Source organism: Streptococcus rupicaprae (assembly GCF_040545225.1).
GTDB classification, from domain to species: domain Bacteria; phylum Bacillota; class Bacilli; order Lactobacillales; family Streptococcaceae; genus Streptococcus; species Streptococcus rupicaprae.
The window spans coordinates 1-17021 of sequence record NZ_JBEPLO010000026.1 but is presented as its reverse complement, the minus strand read 5'-3'; the positions used below and the strand labels follow the sequence as shown (position 1 = coordinate 17021).

Below are 17021 nucleotides of genomic sequence, written 5' to 3'. Positions count from 1 at the left end.
TTGTAAGGAGATGATAAGATGCAACTATACCTCACCCATATTGGCAAGAGTTTCCAAGGGACAGAAGTCCTAAAAGATTGCCACCATAGCTTTTCTTCGGGTCAGATCATTGGTCTCTTAGGACGAAACGGCGCTGGAAAAACGACCCTTTTTAATCTGATTAACCACGAGCTAGAAGCTGATCAGGGGGAAATTCTCCTGGAACGCGACGAAGAGAAAAGGCCCATCCAGGTGGGCGATGTCGGCATGGTCTTTGCGGAAAATTACTTGCCGGATTTCTTAACAGGTTATGAATTCATCCAGTTTTTCTTGGACCTTCATGGGGATAGCAGTAGCCTGACACCAGATGAATACCTGGACATGGTCTCCATCTCAGAGGAAGACCGCCATCGCATCATCAAGGGCTATTCGAGCGGGATGCAGAGCAAGCTTTCCTTGCTAACGGTCTTTATCATGCAACCGCCAGTTATCTTGCTGGATGAGCCCTTGACCTCGGTTGACGTGGTGATTGGGATTGAGCTGAAAAAGTTGCTCAAGACCCTGAAAGAAGGGCGGGTTATTCTTCTATCGACCCATATTCTCCAGCTGGCCATGGATCTCTGTGACCAGGTGGTGCTCTTGAGGGATGGCGTGCTCAGTGCCCTAGATGTTAGTACCCAAGATCCTGATTTTGAGTCCAGACTGCTGGCTGAGTTCAAAGGAGACCACTATGCTGAAAGATAAGGTTCTCCATTTTTACCTTAGGCTGGGATTTGCCCAGTCCTATAACCAGCTGATTTATCTCCTCCAAAAACTTCCCCTTATTGGGAAGTATTTGTCCAACCGTCTATACAGTAGCAAGGCGCCAAGGATAATCTTGCTGATTTTAGGGCTTTTGAATGCAGCCGCCAAACTGATTTTCGGCCCAGCCCTTTACTTGGGAATCCTCTATTTCTTAGGCATCGGTCTAGGGAAAATGGGCCAAGAATTTTCCTTCATAGAGAGTCCTCTGTCTAATAGCGATAGCTTTCTTCTCCTGTTGCTAGTCTTTAGTTTAGGGATTGGCAGCTTGATTAAGGCTGACTTGCTGGAGCTTGGCAATCGGGACAACACCTTGGCCATCAAGGTCTTTCACCTGCCAGCCAGAGACTACCTCCTGACCAAGGCGGTGCTGGATTGGTTGCGCTTTTTGCTGATTTTCGGAGGCTGGTTGATGGTGGCTTTTGGCCTCGCTGGTCGAGCAGCTGGGCAAGCCTGGTCTTTCGTTGTTTTGATCTTAGGGGTCCGTCTGGCCTTAGCCTATCTTTATCTCCACCTTTATCGGCCAGAGCAGGAAAAACCATCCCAGTACCTGGCCTGGACCATGGGCTTTGGGACTGTTATCTCTGTTTTTATCGGCTTTCTGATCTACTGGCTGGGTTGGAGAGGACTATTAGCAGGAGTGACCAGCTACTGGGCCATGGGGCTCGGTCTGGCCTTAATGGCTATTTTTGGCTTGCTCCTCTTACGAACGACAGGCTTGCAGTCTTTGGCTAATCGCCTCTTGACCCTAAGCTCTCTCAAAAATATCTTGGAAACACGACCTGAAACGGTCGGCGTGGAGGTCAAGGAGAAGGACTATCAGATAGATCAGGTAGTAGCTGCTACAAGCACAGACCGTAAGGATTACGGAATGGTCTATCTTAACCGCCTCTTTTACGAGCGTTTTGCAGGGTATTTTAAGAAGAAAATGCGCCTGCGTCAAGGCATTATCCTACTTGTTGTGCTTGGGCTGAATCTACTCACTTATTTCGGTAGCAAGCAGGGTTCGGAGTCCTTCCCAGTTAGCAGTGACTTTTTTAGCTATGTCCTGCCAGGCAGTCTATCAATTGGGTACCTGCTTTATTCCAGCGAGTATTATACCAAGTTTTGTTTTTATCACTTAGATCGGCTCTTGCTCAAATACAGCTTCTATCGTCAAGCAGAATATGTCCTGGTTTCCTTGAAAATCCGCTTTTTAGCCTTAATCAAGCTACACAGCCCCCTGTTTGTGATTTTTGTGCTGGGACTCTTTGGCATCTACTGGCAGATCGGACAGGTTTCCCTGTTAGGCATACTAGGACTTTTCCTGCTAGAACTACTGATCATGCTTTTCTTTAGTTTCCACCACTTGGTGATGTATTACCTCCTGCAGCCCTTCACCGTTTCAATGGAAACCAAAAGCGTGCCTTATCAGCTTATTAATACTGTTTTCTACCTCTTTTCCTTTCAGTTTTTTAGATTCAGCCAAAATGTTTCCCTAGTCACCTTTGTGGGAGTTGTGGTCTTCATGCTTGCCTACGTCTTGATCAGTTTTTGGCTGGTCATGCGCTACGCTCCAAAACGCTTTAAACTGCGCTAACAGAGGGTAGGGTATAGTTAAAAACCACATAGTTTTAAACTATACCCTACCATAGAAATTTGGAATTTTACGGCTGGATTAAAAGGTGTTACAATGCTACTAAACTAACAAATTGCTCAGCAGAAGTGGGGGAAGTGCCTGAGGCATGAAGGTTTGGCAGAAAGATTGACCCTAAAACCAAGAAATCCTCAATCCCTCAGTTGCTGCTGTCTGTGAAGAAAAAAGAGGTGTCTTATGGTAGTGAAAAAATTTGAACATGTCGGTTCCTTCTTACGCCCTGAGGAAGTCCTTGCGGCGCGTGCCCAATTTGAGGCAGGTGAAATCTCAGCTGCTGATTTGCAAGCGGTCGAAGATAAGGCCATCATTGAATTGGTGGACAAGCAGGTTCAGGCAGGCCTTGAGCGAGTGACAGATGGGGAATTCCGCCGTAGCGACTGGCATTTAGACTTTTTCTGGGGCTTTGAAGGAATTGCCCACGAGCATTTTGGAGAAGGTTTACGCTTTGATGGCGAAGAAACCCGTGATGACACGGCTGTTTTAACAGGAAGGATTGCCTTCAACAAGGAGACACATCCCTTTATTCGCCATTATCGCTTCTTGAAAGCTCTGGCAGATGAGCGAGGCGTGGAGGCCAAGCTCTCTATCCCAGCGCCATCTCAGCTTTTGGTCGAGCTGGTTCGTGGGAAAAATGCACAGACAACCTTTAGTCTCTATAGTAGCCCGCAAGACCTTTTTGAGGACATCATTGTGGCTTATCAGGCAGCTATCCAAGCCTTCTACAATTTGGGACTTCGGACCCTCCAAATGGACGATTGTACTTGGACAGCCCTAGTGGATGATGACTTCTGGGCTACTGTCGCAGCGGCAGGCGTTGACAAGGAGACTGTCATTCAAAACCACCTCTACATCAACAACGGCGCCATTGCTAAGAAACCAGCAGACCTCACTGTCAACACCCATGTTTGCCGTGGCAACTACCATTCAACCTATGCGACTAAGGGGCCTTACGACAAGGTAGCAGATGCTTTGTTTAATAAAGAAAATGCCCAAACCTACTTCCTAGAGTACGACGATGAGCGCTCAGGGGGCTTTGAGCCTTTGGCAAAATTACCAGCAGACAAGGCGGTAGTTTTAGGCTTGATCACAACGAAGACAGGAGAGTTAGAGGATAAGGAAACCCTGCTTAAACGCATTGAGGAAGCCCGCCAGTATGCCGACTTAGATCAGCTTTGGATCTCAACCCAATGCGGCTTTGCCTCAACTCAAGAAGGCAATATCTTGACCCAGGAAGACCAGTGGCAGAAATTGGCCCTAGTCAAGGAAGTGATCGACGAAGTTTGGAGATAGGTGCTAAATGGGATAGAATCAATTCCTCAAAGCTAAGGCTGAGAGGAATTTTTTCGTATGAGGGTCTTGGTGAGAATGGCAGAGTTTTAAAGGAGGATCGTTTGTAGACTTTCAACTAGAACGTTTGGTGGTCAAGTTAGAGAGTAAAAGGACGATGGCTTCTCAAAGTGCCAGAGGGCAGATGGTGTTTGAGCTGTAGAAGCGATAGCTCAGACCTGCAAATAGTATCTTTCTCTATTTTCCATCTTTTTCTGAAAAAAGCTAAAAAAATCACAAAACCATTGCAATCACCTGTGATTTTATATACAATAATAAGGGACGATATTGTACGAGGAGAAAAAGATGACAAAGCAATTAAAACGACCAGAGGTGCTGTCACCAGCGGGGACCCTAGAAAAATTGAAAGTAGCAGTTGATTATGGTGCTGATGCTGTTTTTATCGGTGGTCAGGCCTATGGTCTTCGCAGTCGGGCGGGGAATTTTACGCCTGAGGAGATGCAGGAAGGGATCGCCTACGCTCATGAGCGAGGCGCCAAGGTCTATGTAGCAGCTAACATGATTACCCATGAAGGCAACGAAGTCGGTGCTGGGGAGTGGTTCCGTGATTTGCGTGACATGGGGATTGATGCTGTTATTGTGTCTGACCCTGCCTTAATTATGATTGCTGCTACTGAGGCACCAGGTTTGGAAATTCATTTATCAACACAGGCGTCAGCTACCAATTACGAAACCTTTGAATTTTGGAAGGAGCTAGGGTTGACTCGGGTGGTACTGGCCCGTGAGGTCTCTATGGCAGAAGTCGCTGAGATTCGCAAGCGGACAGACGTGGAAATTGAAGCCTTTGTTCACGGCGCTATGTGCATTTCCTACTCTGGGCGCTGTGTTCTGTCCAATCACATGAGCCATAGGGATGCCAATCGTGGAGGATGTTCTCAGTCTTGTCGCTGGAAGTATGATCTTTATGAAATGCCATTTGGACAAGAACGCAAGAGCCTTAAAGGTGAAATTCCAGAGGAATACTCCATGTCTTCTGTGGATATGTGTATGATCGAGTACATTCCTGATTTGATTGAGAATGGTGTCGATAGCCTTAAGATCGAAGGACGGATGAAGTCCATCCATTATGTCTCTACTGTGACCAACTGTTACAAGGCTGCTGTAGATGCTTATTTGGAAAGCCCTGCTAAGTTTGAAGCCATCAAGCAAGACCTGATTGACGAGCTTTGGAAGGTTGCCCAGCGTGAATTGGCAACAGGCTTCTATTACCACACACCGACAGAGAATGAGCAGCTCTTTGGGGCCCGTCGTAAAATCCCTGAATACAAATTTGTGGCAGAAGTGGTGGCCTTTGATGAAGCCAGTATGACAGCTACGATTCGTCAGCGCAATGTCCTTCACGAAGGAGATCAAGTCGAGTTTTATGGCCCAGGCTTTAGGCACTTTGAAACAGTGATTGAAAATCTCCACACGGCTGACGGTGAAAAAATTGACCGTGCGCCAAACCCGATGGAGCTGCTAACCATTACCGTGCCTCAGCCGGTTGCTCCGGGAGATATGGTCCGTGCGTGTAAGTCTGGGCTCATCAACCTTTATAAAGAGGATGGAACCAGTGAGACTAAGAGAGCTTAAGAAGTAGCAGATTGCTCAGTGCTAAGAAGACTGTAGATATCACTGGGACTTAGAGACATCTGTGTTTGGCTTGTCTTTTTGGAACCTATAAAAAACGTACACTGGCCAACTATCAGTGTGCGTTTTTCAGGCTGTAAGAGTAGTCGTTAAACAATGAAAAGGGTTGCCTTTTCACCTGTTAATCTTAAGCTGGTTTGTTGCTCCGTCTAGTATCTCGGGTTTATTTATGATAAAATAAAAAGACTTTCTTGACAATGGAGTGCTTATGTTGAATATTTTTAGTTTAGAAGACGACCTTTTTCAGCAAGGCCGACTGGAACGAGCTGTGGCGGCCTGTGTTCAGTCTGGGCAAATCCGGTACCGACATTTTGAAACCTTTGGTAAACCAGACCAGTTGTTAGCAGCCATCAAGGAAACGGGTAACCACAACCTTTTTTTCCTGGATATTGAGATTCGGGGTGAGGAGAAGAAAGGAATGGAAATTGCTCGTGAGATTCGAGCCAAGGACCCCAATGCAGTCATCGTTTTTGTAACCACTCACTCGGAGTTTATGCCCTTGACCTACCGCTATCGGGTGGCTGCACTAGACTTTATTGATAAGGGGCTGACAGAGCCTGATTTTAATCAAGCAGTAGCAGAGGTATTGACGCATGTTTATAACAATAGCGACAATACTGTGGCTAGCGACGCCTTTGTTTATAAGACCGAGCATTCCCATATCCAAGTGCCTTTTTCGGATATCCTCTACTTTGAGACCTCGCCGACCGTCCACAAGGTCATCTTGACCACCAAGAAGGGGCATATGGAATTCTACGGCAAGGTATCTGAGATTGCTAAGTCAGACCCAAGGCTTTACCAGAGCCACCGAGCTTTTGTGGTCAATCCTGAAAATATAACAGAGGTTGATCGAGTTAACATGATGGTGCACTTTGAGACGGGAGATAGTTGTTTGGTGTCCCGTTTGAAGGTTAAAGGCTTGATTGAGAGGTTGGTACAGAATGGTTGAGTTTCCGTTTTTTGCCCTAATCATTTTGAGTTTGGACTGGCTGATTAAGGCTTATGTCTTTCAAAAAATTAGCAACCTAGTAGTCAGTCGCGAGGCTATTGGTTTACTCTTGCTGGGTGTGTCAACCATCTACCTACTTAGTCCTCGGATAAGTCTGCTCTTAGAGCCCCTCTATCTCCTAGTCTGGATTTTCCTGATTTTAAAGCCCTCCTGGAAACCAAGTCAGATCTTCTATTATGGCCTCCTGCCCTTTGTCTTGGTCGAGCTCTGCCTGCGGCTCATGGGTGCCTATCAGGCCAAGTACCTTCTCTTAGTTGAAACCCCGATCTATCTGGAGGGGTTCTGGTTTACAGCCCTAGCCTACGGCTTGCTCTTCATGATGTACCAAGTATTCATGGCTGTCATGGCGGTGGATTTCAAAGTGGTTAACCAGATGTTCTATCATCGTCAGTTTACCCGTTTAATCCGGATTTTGATTGGAGGCTTGTTGACCTATTCGGTCATTCTCCACCCCCTCTTGGTCCTATCTGGTCAGAAGCAGGAGGCGGTTCTCACTTACCAATCAGATGGTTTTGAGGCCTCTGCTGATGTGATTTTGAGTTACTTTATCCTATTTGTGGCTGGACTTGTTTATCTTAACTACAAGTCCAAGGATCTTTTGGCACAAGAACTGCAGGCTACTAAAGATAGTCAGCTAGCGGCACTCACCTCTTACAGCCAGCATGTCGAGTCTCTTTATGGGGAATTGCGGAGCTTCCGACACGATTATTCCAACGTTCTAGTTAGCTTAAGCTTAGCTATTGCCGATAGGGATATAGACCAGGTGGAGCGGATTTATCAGGCTGTCATGGCCGATTCTGACAAACCCTTTTACCATGGGAAGTACGATATTGCCAAGCTCTCCAATCTTCAAAATGATGCCATGAAGGCTGTCCTTTCTGCTAAACTTATGGCTGCTCAGGCTCAAGGTGTTGATCTGGCAGTGGAAGTGGAAGAGCCGATTGACGCGCCAGCCATGGACCTTTTAGAAGTTGTCCAGATTCTGTCCATTTTTCTGGACAACGCCATTGAGGCGACTCTAGATGCAGCTCAGCCCAGCTTACTTTTTGCCTATTTTCAAGAGGGGAATCAAAAAATTCTGGTTATCGAAAACACGACCAAGGAAGAGCAAATGGATACCAAGGGGATTTTCAAGGTCGGCCAGTCCAGTAAAGGTGATGGCAGAGGGATTGGCCTGGCCAATGTCCGTACCATTCTGGCCAAGTATCCCCAAATCAATCTTCAAACAACCAGCTACAAGCACCACTTTAGCCAGGTGTTGACTTTCAGAGACTAAGACTTGGTTTGAATTTTTAGGCAAACCTACCATTCGTGATTAGAGAGCTACCATTCATGACATTGTTCTCTGTCAGGGGTGGTTTTTTTGTATACTAAAACCATAAGAAGCACGACAAGGAGTTCTGATATGACACTTTTCTCAGCCATCTTTCAGTCTGTCTTTAAGAGACGAGACGTGAGCATTCTCTTAGCCTTTAGTTTCCTGCCCCTTTTGGTGCCAACCCTGGCTGGTCTGGGAGAGACGGTCCAGGTTGATCAAGAGGCAACCAGTAGCCTACTCGGCTTTTTGACCTCAGTCATTGAGGTTCAGTACCAGTTTATCCTACCCGGTATCATGCTGGGTTTGATTACGGCTTCCGTTTTCCGAGATGAGATTGATTCTCGCATCCTCTTCCTTTACAAGGACATCAAGCGGTCCAAGATTTTCAATGCCAAATTGCTCAGTCTCTTTGCGGTTTATGGTCTCTTTTTCCTAGCAACTCTCTTGGTGACGGTAGTAACTTATTTTACCTACATGCTGCCACAGACAGGATTTCGCCTCTTACCACAGGCAGGGGCTACAACTAGCCTTCACTACCTCCTTGTTCTGATTGGACTCAACCTGACTCTCATCACCGTGCTGGCTACTTGCTCAATCAAGAAAAAAACCATGGGAACAGTCATGCTGGGTATCTTCTTCAACCTCTTTACCAGTACAGCCCCTATGTGGGTGGGCATTCGCTACTTGTTTCCAAACAGTTACGCGACAACCTTGGCTAAACAATTTCCTTTAGGCTCTGCTATTGGCTTTAGCCTTATCTTAACAACTATCTACCTTGGTCTGGCTTATGGGTCAGCCCGTAGAAACTTTGACACGATTGAATTTTAAGAACAGAAAGAGAGATTAGCCATGCTAAAAATCCAAAACCTATCGAAAAAATTTGCTGGAAACGACTTTTACTCCCTCAAGGACGTGAGCCTTGAGATTAAGCAAGGTGAGATTGTTGGCCTGATCGGAAAGAACGGGGCAGGCAAGTCCACCCTCATGAAACTCATGGCTAAGTCCCTCAAGCCAACTGAGGGCTCTATTAGCTACAAGGGTGTGGACATCAACACCAAGGACAATCTGTTGACGGACTTTGGTATCATGATTGACCCTGTTTTCTACCCAGAAATGTCGGTCATGGACAACCTCAAGTTCTACCTCAAGCTCCACAGCAAGACCCAGTACATGGGTAATATCGAAAAGATCCTCAAGCTCCTGGAGCTCTGGGAGGCCAGAAACCGCAAGCCTAAGGGCTTCTCCTTCGGGATGAAGCAGCGGACAGCCCTAGCTATCGCCATGGTAGCGGAACCCAACTTCCTAATTTTGGACGAGCCTTTTGTGGGCTTGGACCCTATTGGTGTGCAAAAGCTCATTGATATCCTCAAAGAGTGGTCTCAGGAACGCAACATTTCCATGCTGATTTCCAGCCACCAGCTGGGCGAACTGGAAGCCCTCTGCCAGCGTTACGTCTACATCGATAAGGGGCAACTGGCCGACGCCTTTGAAGGGCAAGGGGCTCCTAGTGTCTTGATTGAGGTCAATAGCAGTGCAGACCGAGCAGCCTTGTCTTCCTACCTGTCTGACACCGTCCGCTTAGACGGAAGTGTCCTTGAAATCTCAACCAAGGCGACTGCCCCAGAACTCAATGCCGTCCTAGCCTATCTGTCTAGTCGGAACTTGATTGACCGCTTGACGGTCAAAGAAAATCAACTCAAAGAACTCTTTAGCCGAGGTGAATAAGATGTTAGCTATTTTGAAACCTGTATTTGGAAGTATTTGGAAACGAAAAGAGACCAAGATCTTTATCGGTCTGGCTATTTTAACACCTACCTTTATCTTGATTTCAACCTTTTTGCCCAAGGAAGCTAATTTTTACCAACCAGGCGTGATAGGAGATTATCGTATCCCTTTTGTTGGTATGGAAACCATGGTCCATAGCACAGCTAACTCAATTGTCTTACCGATTTTAGCCCTTTTTTACTTGACCTATACCGTTTTTAGAGGAGAAGCAGACAGTCGTACCCTCGTTCTCTACAAGGACATCAAACGCAGTGACATCTTCTGGGCGAAGGTGGTTAGCCTGATTGGGATTATTTTTCTTTATTCTGGGGCTATCTTCTTGACCACTCTTATTTATTTCTATGCTCGTATCGGTCATATGGATTATGCGACGTTAACATTTTGGGACCATATTGATCCGGCAGGCAATAAAGATTTCTTCCAAGTTTTCTTTGGTGAAAGTTTCAGTATGATTGTTTGTGTCTTTTTGGCGGCCTTTCTGTCTCTTAAAAAGGGCTTGGGTGTGACCATGGCAATGTCCTTTATCTACTTGATTGTCTTGGTTCTCTTGAACAATGTTGGTCTGCCCTTTCTCACGCCACTTGGAGACAAAAATGCCCTCTACGAGGGTTCTAACTTCTTCCTTATCTTTGCCTTGTCTGCCCTAGTGACCCTGATTTACAGTTCAGGCCTGGCCCACTTGACCCTCAAACACTTCAAACAGATGGAGTATTAGAAAAATGATTGAGAAGAACTTTAAAAAAAAAGACCGTCTAGGGTTAGATGGTCTTGTCTCTGTCTCGGCTTATGGGGAGAATAGATACTTTCTTGATTTCCTTGAGATGGATCATCATGGTAATGGAGCCCTTGAAATTTTCAACGACCAGTTGCTCCTTGTTCTGGTCAAACTTTAGAATATGCCCAGTAAAATCACTGTCTTGGTAGATGATATGGACAGCGGATCGTTTAGCTAGCGCTTTTTCAACTGTGGTGATTACCTGGGGACTAATGATTGGCTTGTCTTGAACAGGTTTATCTTTGCCACTGACAAAGATCTTTAATTCATCCAAAAGACTGATGAAAAACTTTTTCATGGGAAAAACTCCAAAATCTTGATACAATTATTATATAACATTTTGATAAAATGACAAGTTCTGACGAATAGAAGATTAGGAGGTCAATATGGCAGAATTTACATTTGAAATTGTCGAAAAATTACTGGTATTATCCGAAAATGACAAAGGTTGGACCAAGGAGCTCAATCGGGTTAGTTTTAATGGAGCTGAGCCAAAGTATGATATCAGGGCTTGGAGTCCAGATCATACAAAGATGGGCAAAGGGGTCACCTTATCGAACGAGGAATTTCAGGTCTTATTAGAGGCCTTTCGTCAATAAAAAAACTGACTGGAATGTTTTCCAGTCAGTTTTCATCTCTTAGTCTACTATTTAAGCTTTAAAGTAATCGACCGTAGACAAGGCCTTAGCTAGAAGAGGAGCCATTACGGTAATAAGGACAATTTTAATTGTGTCTGCTAGCAGGAAGGGTAGAACCACTGCTGTAAAGCTATCTGCTAAGCTAACTTTGAGATGGAAGGCATAGACTAAGGCACCTAAGATAAAGACAAAGGTGTCGCCCACGATGTTGGCTATAAAAATGCGCCAGAGCGGACTGTTGGCAGAAGTCAGTGTGCTGGTGACGGTAGCATAAATCACAAAGCCCCAAAGAAAACCAGATGCAGGACCAAGGAGTGCTTGGAAGCCACTGCCTCCACCTGCAAAAACAGGTAATCCGATAGCACCAAGCAGCAAATAAATCAAGACGGATAGGCTAGCTTCCTTGGTTTTTAAGAGTGTGGCTATCAGACCAACGGCAAAGGTCTGTAAGGTCAAAGGAATAGGCCCTAGATTGATACTGAGCTGGGAAAGGACAGCGATAATGGCAGCACTCATGGCAACCAAAACAAGACTTTGCAGGGAAGTTGATTTTGTCATTTGTTAACCTCTTTTCTAATTGTAGGTAACAGTATAAAGCAGATGACTGCTCTTGTCAAGTCTTGATACAAATAAAGAACACATGGTGCCAAGTTGTTCTAGGTATTCGAGTTATAGTCAAAACTTATACCCCTTCATAGAAAAGGAGTATTTCACAGCTGGATCAAAGTTTGTTAAAATGAGAGCAGAAAATGAAAAGGATTGTCGAGGATTAATAAAGATGTGTCAAACACCCCCTTTTAGAGCAGATCATGTAGGGTCTTTTCTACGCCCTCAAGAACTGATTGAAGCTCGTGAAGCCTTTGCAGCAGGGAAAATCAGTCAAGAGGATTTGACCCGGATTGAAGATCAGGCGATTTTAGACCTAGTAAAAAAACAACAGGAACTAGGGATAGAAAATATTACAGATGGCGAGTTCCGTCGGTCATATTGGCATTTGGACTTTTTCTGGGGGCTCAATGGTGTTGAGCATGTCCAGGCTGCTGAAGGGTATCATTTCCATGATGAGACTACTAAGGCGGACTCTGCTCTCCTGTCTGGAAAGATTTCTGGAGAGGGCCATCCTTTTGTAGCACACTATAAGTTCTTGCGAGATGCTGTTTCTGATAAGGGTGGAGTTGCGCGTTTGACTATTCCAGCTCCGTCACAGTTCTATTTTGAACTGATTCGTGATCAGGAGCATGTGGAGAATCTCGCTCAGTTCTATCCGGACTTTGATCAGGTGGTAGAAGCAATCAAGTCAGCCTACTTAACCGTTTTGGAGGATTTGTACCAGGAAGGATTGAGGGCTATTCAAGTAGACGACTGCACTTGGGGCGTCTTGGTGGATGACAATTTCCTAACAGCTTGGGGTCGGGGAGAGAAAAGCAAGGAAGAGGTACGTACTGAGTTGGCTCAGCAGTTCTTGACTTTGAACAACGCCTTTTACGATGCTGTTCCCGAAGATGTGACAGTGACTAGTCACGTTTGTCGAGGCAACTTCCATTCGACCTGGGCTTCCTCAGGTGGTTATGGGCCAATTGCTAAGGAATTGCTCGGTGATGAGAACGTTGATGCCTACTACTTGGAATACGATACGGACCGTGCAGGTGACTTTGAACCCCTGAAAGCTTTGACACCAGGTAAAAAAGTTGTCCTCGGTTTGATCACTTCAAAATTTGGCCAGCTAGAAGACAAGGAAGCAGTCATTGCCCGAATCAAGGAGGCTGCCCAGTACGTTCCGCTAGAAAATCTCTGCCTCAGCCCACAGTGTGGCTTTGCTTCAACAGAAGAAGGCAACATCTTGACGGAGGAGGAGCAGTGGGCAAAACTGAAACTGGTCCAAGAAATTGCTCAAGAGGTTTGGGGGTAAACTCCCTAGTACACCATTCAGATTCAAGACAGGCGCAAAGAAGTAGTGCCTGTCTTTTTTGAGCCAGACCAACTAGGTGGTTCTCAAAAAATAAAGCAGATTTCAGCAAGAAGTCTAGTGATCAGAACTTGTGTTATAAGGTGGGTTGATTAGTTGAAAATGGTTTAAAAATTTAGGGAAATAACATAGAGAACATTGCTTGTAAAGGGTTTTTCTGCTAAAATAAAATGAAAATGTACTTAAAAGGAGATAAAAAAATGAACAAACAAGATTGGCTAGATTATTTTGAAGCAATCAATGGCCGTACACCGAGTCAGGAGGAAGTGCAGCAAGCGTTGATTAATGGTGAGTTTTTGGATGAGGTAGAAGCTCCAGTGGTTTCTGAATCAGTAAAGGATATCCCAGAACCGGTTATCAGCGAACCTACCCAAGTTCAACCACAACCAGCAACACAAACTATGCCAAAGCCACCAGTAGCGCCTCAACCTGTTTACCAACAACCAGTAGCGCCTCAACAACAGGCTGCATATGTGGGGCAACAACAAGTGCCAACTGGTCACCCCCAACAAACGCCTCCAGTGGCCTTCTCTCAAAATCAGCAAGGGCAGCAAGATGTCTATAATGTACAAGTGGCTGTTCCGAGTGCCTACTCTAACTTTTTAAAACAATTTTGGGCTTGGTTGGTATCTGCTTGGAAGGCTCCCACATCTGTTTTTCCAACCCACAAATATAATGGCTATTTTGCCTTGTTCTTGCTGACATTCTTTGCAAGTATGACAACCTATATAGCTAGTAGCAAGGCATACTCAGGTGTCATCTCATTAATGGGAGAGTTGAGCAGTTTAACAGGAGGTTACTATGGACAGGGCTTGGATCTCGGTTTCTTCTTTAAAACCTTCCTTGCTTTTGCGTTTATCTTCTTTTCTATTATTTTTGCAGGATTTGTTGCACGCCGGTTCGTTTACCAAGAGAAATCTTTGAACCTAGCGAGCAGTTTTGAACGTTATGGCCGTCTCTTTTCTGTCAGCATCCTTCTTTTTGTGATTAGCTCCCTATTGGTGATGCTCAATGTCTTTAGTTTAGCTAGCTTGGTTCTTGCGATCAATTTCTTCTTCTTGTCTGGTGCGAGCGCCTTTGCCTTGGCTAATTTCGATAATAAGAACACTCTTGATAAGTTCTATCAGTATTTATTGGCAATGCTGGTTAACGCTGTGATCATCATTATCTTTGTTTACATTGGTCTCTCTGTTGCTGGTGAATCAATCATGAACGGCCTATTGTAAGCAACTTCTAGGATTTATTAAAGGGGACATCATGGCAACTAAAGAAAAATGGACTAGCCTGTTTGAACAGGTCGTTGGTCGAAAACCTAGTCCAGCTGAATTTATGGCGGGTAAAGAAAGTGATTTTGATCTGAAGCAGATTCGCCGGATTGCTGGTCTGGATGGATTATCGGATCAAAGTTTGACTGGCTCAACCGTAACAAAGGCAACTCATTTTGAGGAAGCGTCTGATACAACGAGTGGTGATTTGGCAACCCCTGAGTTTTCGTCAGTAGAAGGAACTATTGATTCAGGAGTCAGCACAGCAGGTGCTGTAGGGTATGACTCGCCGACCTATGATCAAGTTCAGCCGGTCTATCAGGAACAGCCCGCACCAACCTATGAGCAGGAATTGGTTTATACGACGCCACCTGCTAAAAAGATTCTCACCAAGGGACAAAAGCTGAAGCGTCTCCTTATTGGAGCGGGTCTTCTTACAGGCCTTGGTCTGGCGGCAGGTTATTATTACTTGGACCAACAGACGGGCCCAGATGTGGCGGTCGAAACTTTCGCCAAGGCATTTGATAGCAACGACTATGATCAAGTGGCGAAACTCCTTTCGACAAAGGAAACTCAGTGGACCAAGGAAGAAGCCAAGGGCTTCTTGGATTACTTGGAGGCCAATGGGATTAATGCCAAGTCAGAGCTAGAAAAAATAGTTGCCAGCGGTGGTAATACCGTCTTTAACGATGACCGTGGCAACAAGCTTTTGGGACTTCAAGAAGTAGGCAAAAAATTTGGCTTGTTTTCAGAGTATCAAGTAGCGACCTATCCAGTTGATTTAGTGGTAACAGGAAACCTGGATAAACTCACGATCGATGGTCAAGCCATTGAAAAAAATCAGGAAGTCAGTCTGGGTCAGGTTAAATTTGCTCCTAAGCAAATGGCTGTAGCAGCTAAGACAGAATTAGGTGATTTGAAGACTAATGTTAGCCTTGACTTAAATACGATTGAAAATAACCAAGCTAAGGTTGCCTTGGTCTCTGTTCCCAAGCAGCTTTCAGTCACGCTTCCTGATGACTTAACAGATGTTGAGAAAGTCAAGTTGGTGGTGAATGGCAAAGAAGTTGCAGATAGTCTATCCAAGGAAATTTCGTTGCTAGACAATCAAGACATTGAAGCGCATGCGATTTTTACCTATGAAGGCAATGAGTACACAACAGAGAAGGTGACCGTGAACACTGGTAGTGAAAGGGATGTTCCAATCGAGTTGACCCTCTCGTCTGAGGCTCAAAAGCGGATTTCAGAAGCCAAGAAAGCCAAAGAGGCCAAAGAAGAAGCTGCCAAGCAAGCAGCGGAAGCAGAGAAAGAAAAAGAGCGCCAATTGTCTGCAACTAAGGATAAGGCCTATAACTTCCTGACTAACTACCGCAAGGCTGTCTATGATTCCATCCGCAATCGGACTAATACTTACTCTAGCTATTATGATCCTAACAGTGGTGTTTACCAGGCTATGGTCAATTACACCGTCAACGGTGGTGCTAATGATAAGAAAGTCGATTACTTGAGCCCAGGAGATTTTTCAGTTGAGGATATTGTGCAACAAGATAATAATACTTATGCGGTTACAATGCACAATACCTTTACAGAATATTACTTCAATGGAAAATCAGACTACGTTGAGAAGTATCAAACCTTCTACCTTCGTACGGACGGTGATAGTTTCAAGATTTATGATATTCAAGAGCGGATTGTCCAGTAATGAAGTAATGATGGGTAGAAAAGGTGATGTGATGACTTCTAAAAAGGGTGTATTATTCCTAGCTCTACTGACCTTGTACTTGGGTGGATGCGGTTTTCTAAAAGATCCATCTAAGATGACAGAAAATAGATCAACCGAGTTCTCGTCAAAGAGCAAGTCTAGTTCAAAGAGTGGAAAGACGAGTGCTACAAGCCTCTATTCATCAAGTAAAGAGAACAAAGAAACAGTAGCTGAAAAAGCGGCCTCTTCATCGGAAACGAAACCAGAAGTAAGTACGGGTACCTCTGAGCCTGTCACAGCTGGTGAGGTCACCTCCGTCAGCCATGTGACGCCAGCCCAGTACAACGGCTCTTATTACACGGTTAACGGCAAGTACGGTCCAGTTCTGATTGTCAACAAAAAGCACCCTCTGAATCCTAGCTATGGCTATGGAGAGGATGCGACCGCTTTTTCAGCCTTTCAGCAGCTTTTGTCGGCGATGAAGAGTCAAGGTTTTGCTGTTTCAGATAGTTATAGTGGCTTTCGGAGCTATGATACCCAGGCGGGGTTGTACCAGTCTTACGCGGCTCGCGATGGAGCAGCTGCAGCGGATCGCTATTCGGCTAGGCCGGGTTACAGTGAGCACCAAACAGGCCTGGCTTTCGACCTCATCGATAGTTCAGGCGCTCTCTTAGAAGAGCCGATGGCCAGTCAGTGGCTGAGGGACCATGCCCACGAGTATGGTTTCATTGTCCGCTATCTGCCAGGCAAGGAAGCCATTACAGGCTATATGGCTGAGAGTTGGCACATTCGCTACATCGGTCCAGAAGCCACCGATATTTACCAGTCTGGTTTGACCCTGGAAGAGTATTTTGGCGTCCCAGGTGGAGATTATTAGCAATAGTAAGGGGCTGGATAAATTCTAGCCTCTTGCTTGTTTTGTCTAGCGAATCAGGATCTAAAAGTTGAACAATCTGTACCTGTTTCTTTTAGTGTTTGCTTTATTTTATGTGCAGATGCTTCTGTTTTTGTTAAGATCAGTTTCCTTTAATGTTAGGGAGACTGGTCTTTTAATGTTAAGAAGAGGTATTGGGGCTAGGACAAACGCATGAAGAAACCATCGTTTTCAACATCTTTCACAGACTACTTTCCCTCTTTTTAGCTATAATAGTTAGAGGAGGTGTTTTTATGC

General features: G+C 45.2%; 16 protein-coding genes. 14 read left to right on the top strand and 2 right to left on the bottom strand.

Features of this window, described 5'->3' with window-relative positions:
• Positions 1-18: 18 nt before the first annotated feature.
• The 9 genes from ABID29_RS09990 to ABID29_RS09950 all read left to right on the top strand — a co-directional run bounded on the left by ABID29_RS09990 (position 19) and on the right by ABID29_RS09950 (position 10219).
• Positions 19-723: an ABC transporter ATP-binding protein gene (locus ABID29_RS09990; RefSeq protein ID WP_354366005.1), complete on the top strand. Its 705-nt coding sequence runs from the start codon at positions 19-21 to the stop codon at positions 721-723.
• Positions 710-2359, top strand: a complete 1650-nt coding sequence (locus tag ABID29_RS09985) for a hypothetical protein (protein ID WP_354366004.1) — start codon at positions 710-712, stop codon at positions 2357-2359. Before ABID29_RS09990 ends, ABID29_RS09985 begins: the two co-directional genes overlap by 14 nt.
• Before the next feature lie 234 nt (positions 2360-2593).
• On the top strand, positions 2594-3706 hold the full coding sequence (locus ABID29_RS09980; protein ID WP_354366003.1) for a 5-methyltetrahydropteroyltriglutamate--homocysteine S-methyltransferase: 1113 nt from the start codon (positions 2594-2596) through the stop codon (positions 3704-3706).
• A gap of 342 nt (positions 3707-4048) precedes the next feature.
• Entirely contained in the window at positions 4049-5335 is a 1287-nt protein-coding gene (locus ABID29_RS09975; RefSeq protein WP_168548089.1) for a peptidase U32 family protein, read from the top strand.
• A 265-nt stretch (positions 5336-5600) separates the two neighbouring features.
• Positions 5601-6341 carry a response regulator transcription factor gene (locus ABID29_RS09970; RefSeq protein ID WP_354366002.1) on the top strand — a complete coding sequence of 247 codons (741 nt, stop codon included), beginning with the start codon at positions 5601-5603 and terminating at the stop codon, positions 6339-6341.
• Positions 6334-7677, top strand: coding sequence for a sensor histidine kinase (locus ABID29_RS09965; RefSeq protein ID WP_354366001.1), 1344 nt, complete (start codon positions 6334-6336; stop codon positions 7675-7677). Before ABID29_RS09970 ends, ABID29_RS09965 begins: the two co-directional genes overlap by 8 nt.
• Positions 7678-7806: 129 nt before the next feature.
• Positions 7807-8547: a hypothetical protein gene (locus ABID29_RS09960; protein ID WP_354366000.1), complete on the top strand. Its 741-nt coding sequence runs from the start codon at positions 7807-7809 to the stop codon at positions 8545-8547.
• Between the two features lie 21 nt (positions 8548-8568).
• On the top strand, positions 8569-9444 hold the full coding sequence (locus tag ABID29_RS09955; RefSeq protein WP_354365999.1) for an ABC transporter ATP-binding protein: 876 nt from the start codon (positions 8569-8571) through the stop codon (positions 9442-9444).
• Position 9445: 1 nt separating this feature from the next.
• A complete protein-coding gene (locus ABID29_RS09950) occupies positions 9446-10219 on the top strand; it encodes a hypothetical protein (RefSeq protein WP_354365998.1) in 774 nt (257 codons plus the stop codon).
• A gap of 43 nt (positions 10220-10262) precedes the next feature.
• Here the strand turns inward: ABID29_RS09950 and ABID29_RS09945 are convergent, their stop codons facing one another.
• Positions 10263-10577, bottom strand: a complete 315-nt coding sequence (locus ABID29_RS09945; RefSeq protein ID WP_354365997.1) for a hypothetical protein — start codon at positions 10575-10577, stop codon at positions 10263-10265.
• An 88-nt stretch (positions 10578-10665) separates the two neighbouring features.
• On the opposite strand from ABID29_RS09945, the gene ABID29_RS09940 reads away from it, so the two are divergent.
• Positions 10666-10878, top strand: coding sequence for a YdbC family protein (locus ABID29_RS09940; protein ID WP_168548082.1), 213 nt, complete (start codon positions 10666-10668; stop codon positions 10876-10878).
• Positions 10879-10929: 51 nt separating this feature from the next.
• On the opposite strand, the gene ABID29_RS09935 is transcribed toward ABID29_RS09940, so the two are convergent.
• Positions 10930-11475, bottom strand: a complete 546-nt coding sequence (locus ABID29_RS09935) for a biotin transporter BioY (protein WP_354365996.1) — start codon at positions 11473-11475, stop codon at positions 10930-10932.
• 220 nt (positions 11476-11695) lie between these two features.
• Between ABID29_RS09935 and ABID29_RS09930 the strand changes: the two genes are divergently transcribed.
• The 4 genes from ABID29_RS09930 to ldcB all read left to right on the top strand — a co-directional run bounded on the left by ABID29_RS09930 (position 11696) and on the right by ldcB (position 16727).
• Positions 11696-12826: a 5-methyltetrahydropteroyltriglutamate--homocysteine S-methyltransferase gene (locus ABID29_RS09930; protein ID WP_354365995.1), complete on the top strand. Its 1131-nt coding sequence runs from the start codon at positions 11696-11698 to the stop codon at positions 12824-12826.
• 257 nt (positions 12827-13083) lie between these two features.
• A complete protein-coding gene (locus ABID29_RS09925) occupies positions 13084-14109 on the top strand; it encodes a DUF6574 domain-containing protein (RefSeq protein WP_354365994.1) in 1026 nt (341 codons plus the stop codon).
• Positions 14110-14140: 31 nt separating this feature from the next.
• Positions 14141-15850 carry a TcaA second domain-containing protein gene (locus ABID29_RS09920; RefSeq protein WP_354365993.1) on the top strand — a complete coding sequence of 570 codons (1710 nt, stop codon included), beginning with the start codon at positions 14141-14143 and terminating at the stop codon, positions 15848-15850.
• A gap of 115 nt (positions 15851-15965) precedes the next feature.
• Entirely contained in the window at positions 15966-16727 is a 762-nt protein-coding gene (gene ldcB / locus ABID29_RS09915) for an LD-carboxypeptidase LdcB/DacB (protein ID WP_354366015.1), read from the top strand.
• Positions 16728-17021: the final 294 nt, after the last annotated feature.

Excerpts from the sequence above, each read along its gene's own strand:
- ABID29_RS09930 (WP_354365995.1), top strand. The coding sequence starts at position 11,696 with ATGTGTCAAACACCCCCTTTTAGAGCAGATCATGTAGGGTCTTTTCTA.
- ABID29_RS09925 (WP_354365994.1), top strand. The coding sequence starts at position 13,084 with ATGAACAAACAAGATTGGCTAGATTATTTTGAAGCAATCAATGGCCGT.
- ABID29_RS09935 (WP_354365996.1), bottom strand. The coding sequence starts at position 11,475 with ATGACAAAATCAACTTCCCTGCAAAGTCTTGTTTTGGTTGCCATGAGT.
- ABID29_RS09990 (WP_354366005.1), top strand. The coding sequence starts at position 19 with ATGCAACTATACCTCACCCATATTGGCAAGAGTTTCCAAGGGACAGAA.
- ABID29_RS09985 (WP_354366004.1), top strand. The coding sequence starts at position 710 with ATGCTGAAAGATAAGGTTCTCCATTTTTACCTTAGGCTGGGATTTGCC.
- ABID29_RS09965 (WP_354366001.1), top strand. The coding sequence starts at position 6,334 with ATGGTTGAGTTTCCGTTTTTTGCCCTAATCATTTTGAGTTTGGACTGG.
- ABID29_RS09970 (WP_354366002.1), top strand. The coding sequence starts at position 5,601 with ATGTTGAATATTTTTAGTTTAGAAGACGACCTTTTTCAGCAAGGCCGA.
- ABID29_RS09945 (WP_354365997.1), bottom strand. The coding sequence starts at position 10,577 with ATGAAAAAGTTTTTCATCAGTCTTTTGGATGAATTAAAGATCTTTGTC.
- ABID29_RS09950 (WP_354365998.1), top strand. The coding sequence starts at position 9,446 with ATGTTAGCTATTTTGAAACCTGTATTTGGAAGTATTTGGAAACGAAAA.
- ABID29_RS09920 (WP_354365993.1), top strand. The coding sequence starts at position 14,141 with ATGGCAACTAAAGAAAAATGGACTAGCCTGTTTGAACAGGTCGTTGGT.
- ABID29_RS09960 (WP_354366000.1), top strand. The coding sequence starts at position 7,807 with ATGACACTTTTCTCAGCCATCTTTCAGTCTGTCTTTAAGAGACGAGAC.
- ABID29_RS09955 (WP_354365999.1), top strand. The coding sequence starts at position 8,569 with ATGCTAAAAATCCAAAACCTATCGAAAAAATTTGCTGGAAACGACTTT.
- ABID29_RS09975 (WP_168548089.1), top strand. The coding sequence starts at position 4,049 with ATGACAAAGCAATTAAAACGACCAGAGGTGCTGTCACCAGCGGGGACC.
- ABID29_RS09940 (WP_168548082.1), top strand. The coding sequence starts at position 10,666 with ATGGCAGAATTTACATTTGAAATTGTCGAAAAATTACTGGTATTATCC.
- ABID29_RS09980 (WP_354366003.1), top strand. The coding sequence starts at position 2,594 with ATGGTAGTGAAAAAATTTGAACATGTCGGTTCCTTCTTACGCCCTGAG.
- ldcB (WP_354366015.1), top strand. The coding sequence starts at position 15,966 with ATGACAGAAAATAGATCAACCGAGTTCTCGTCAAAGAGCAAGTCTAGT.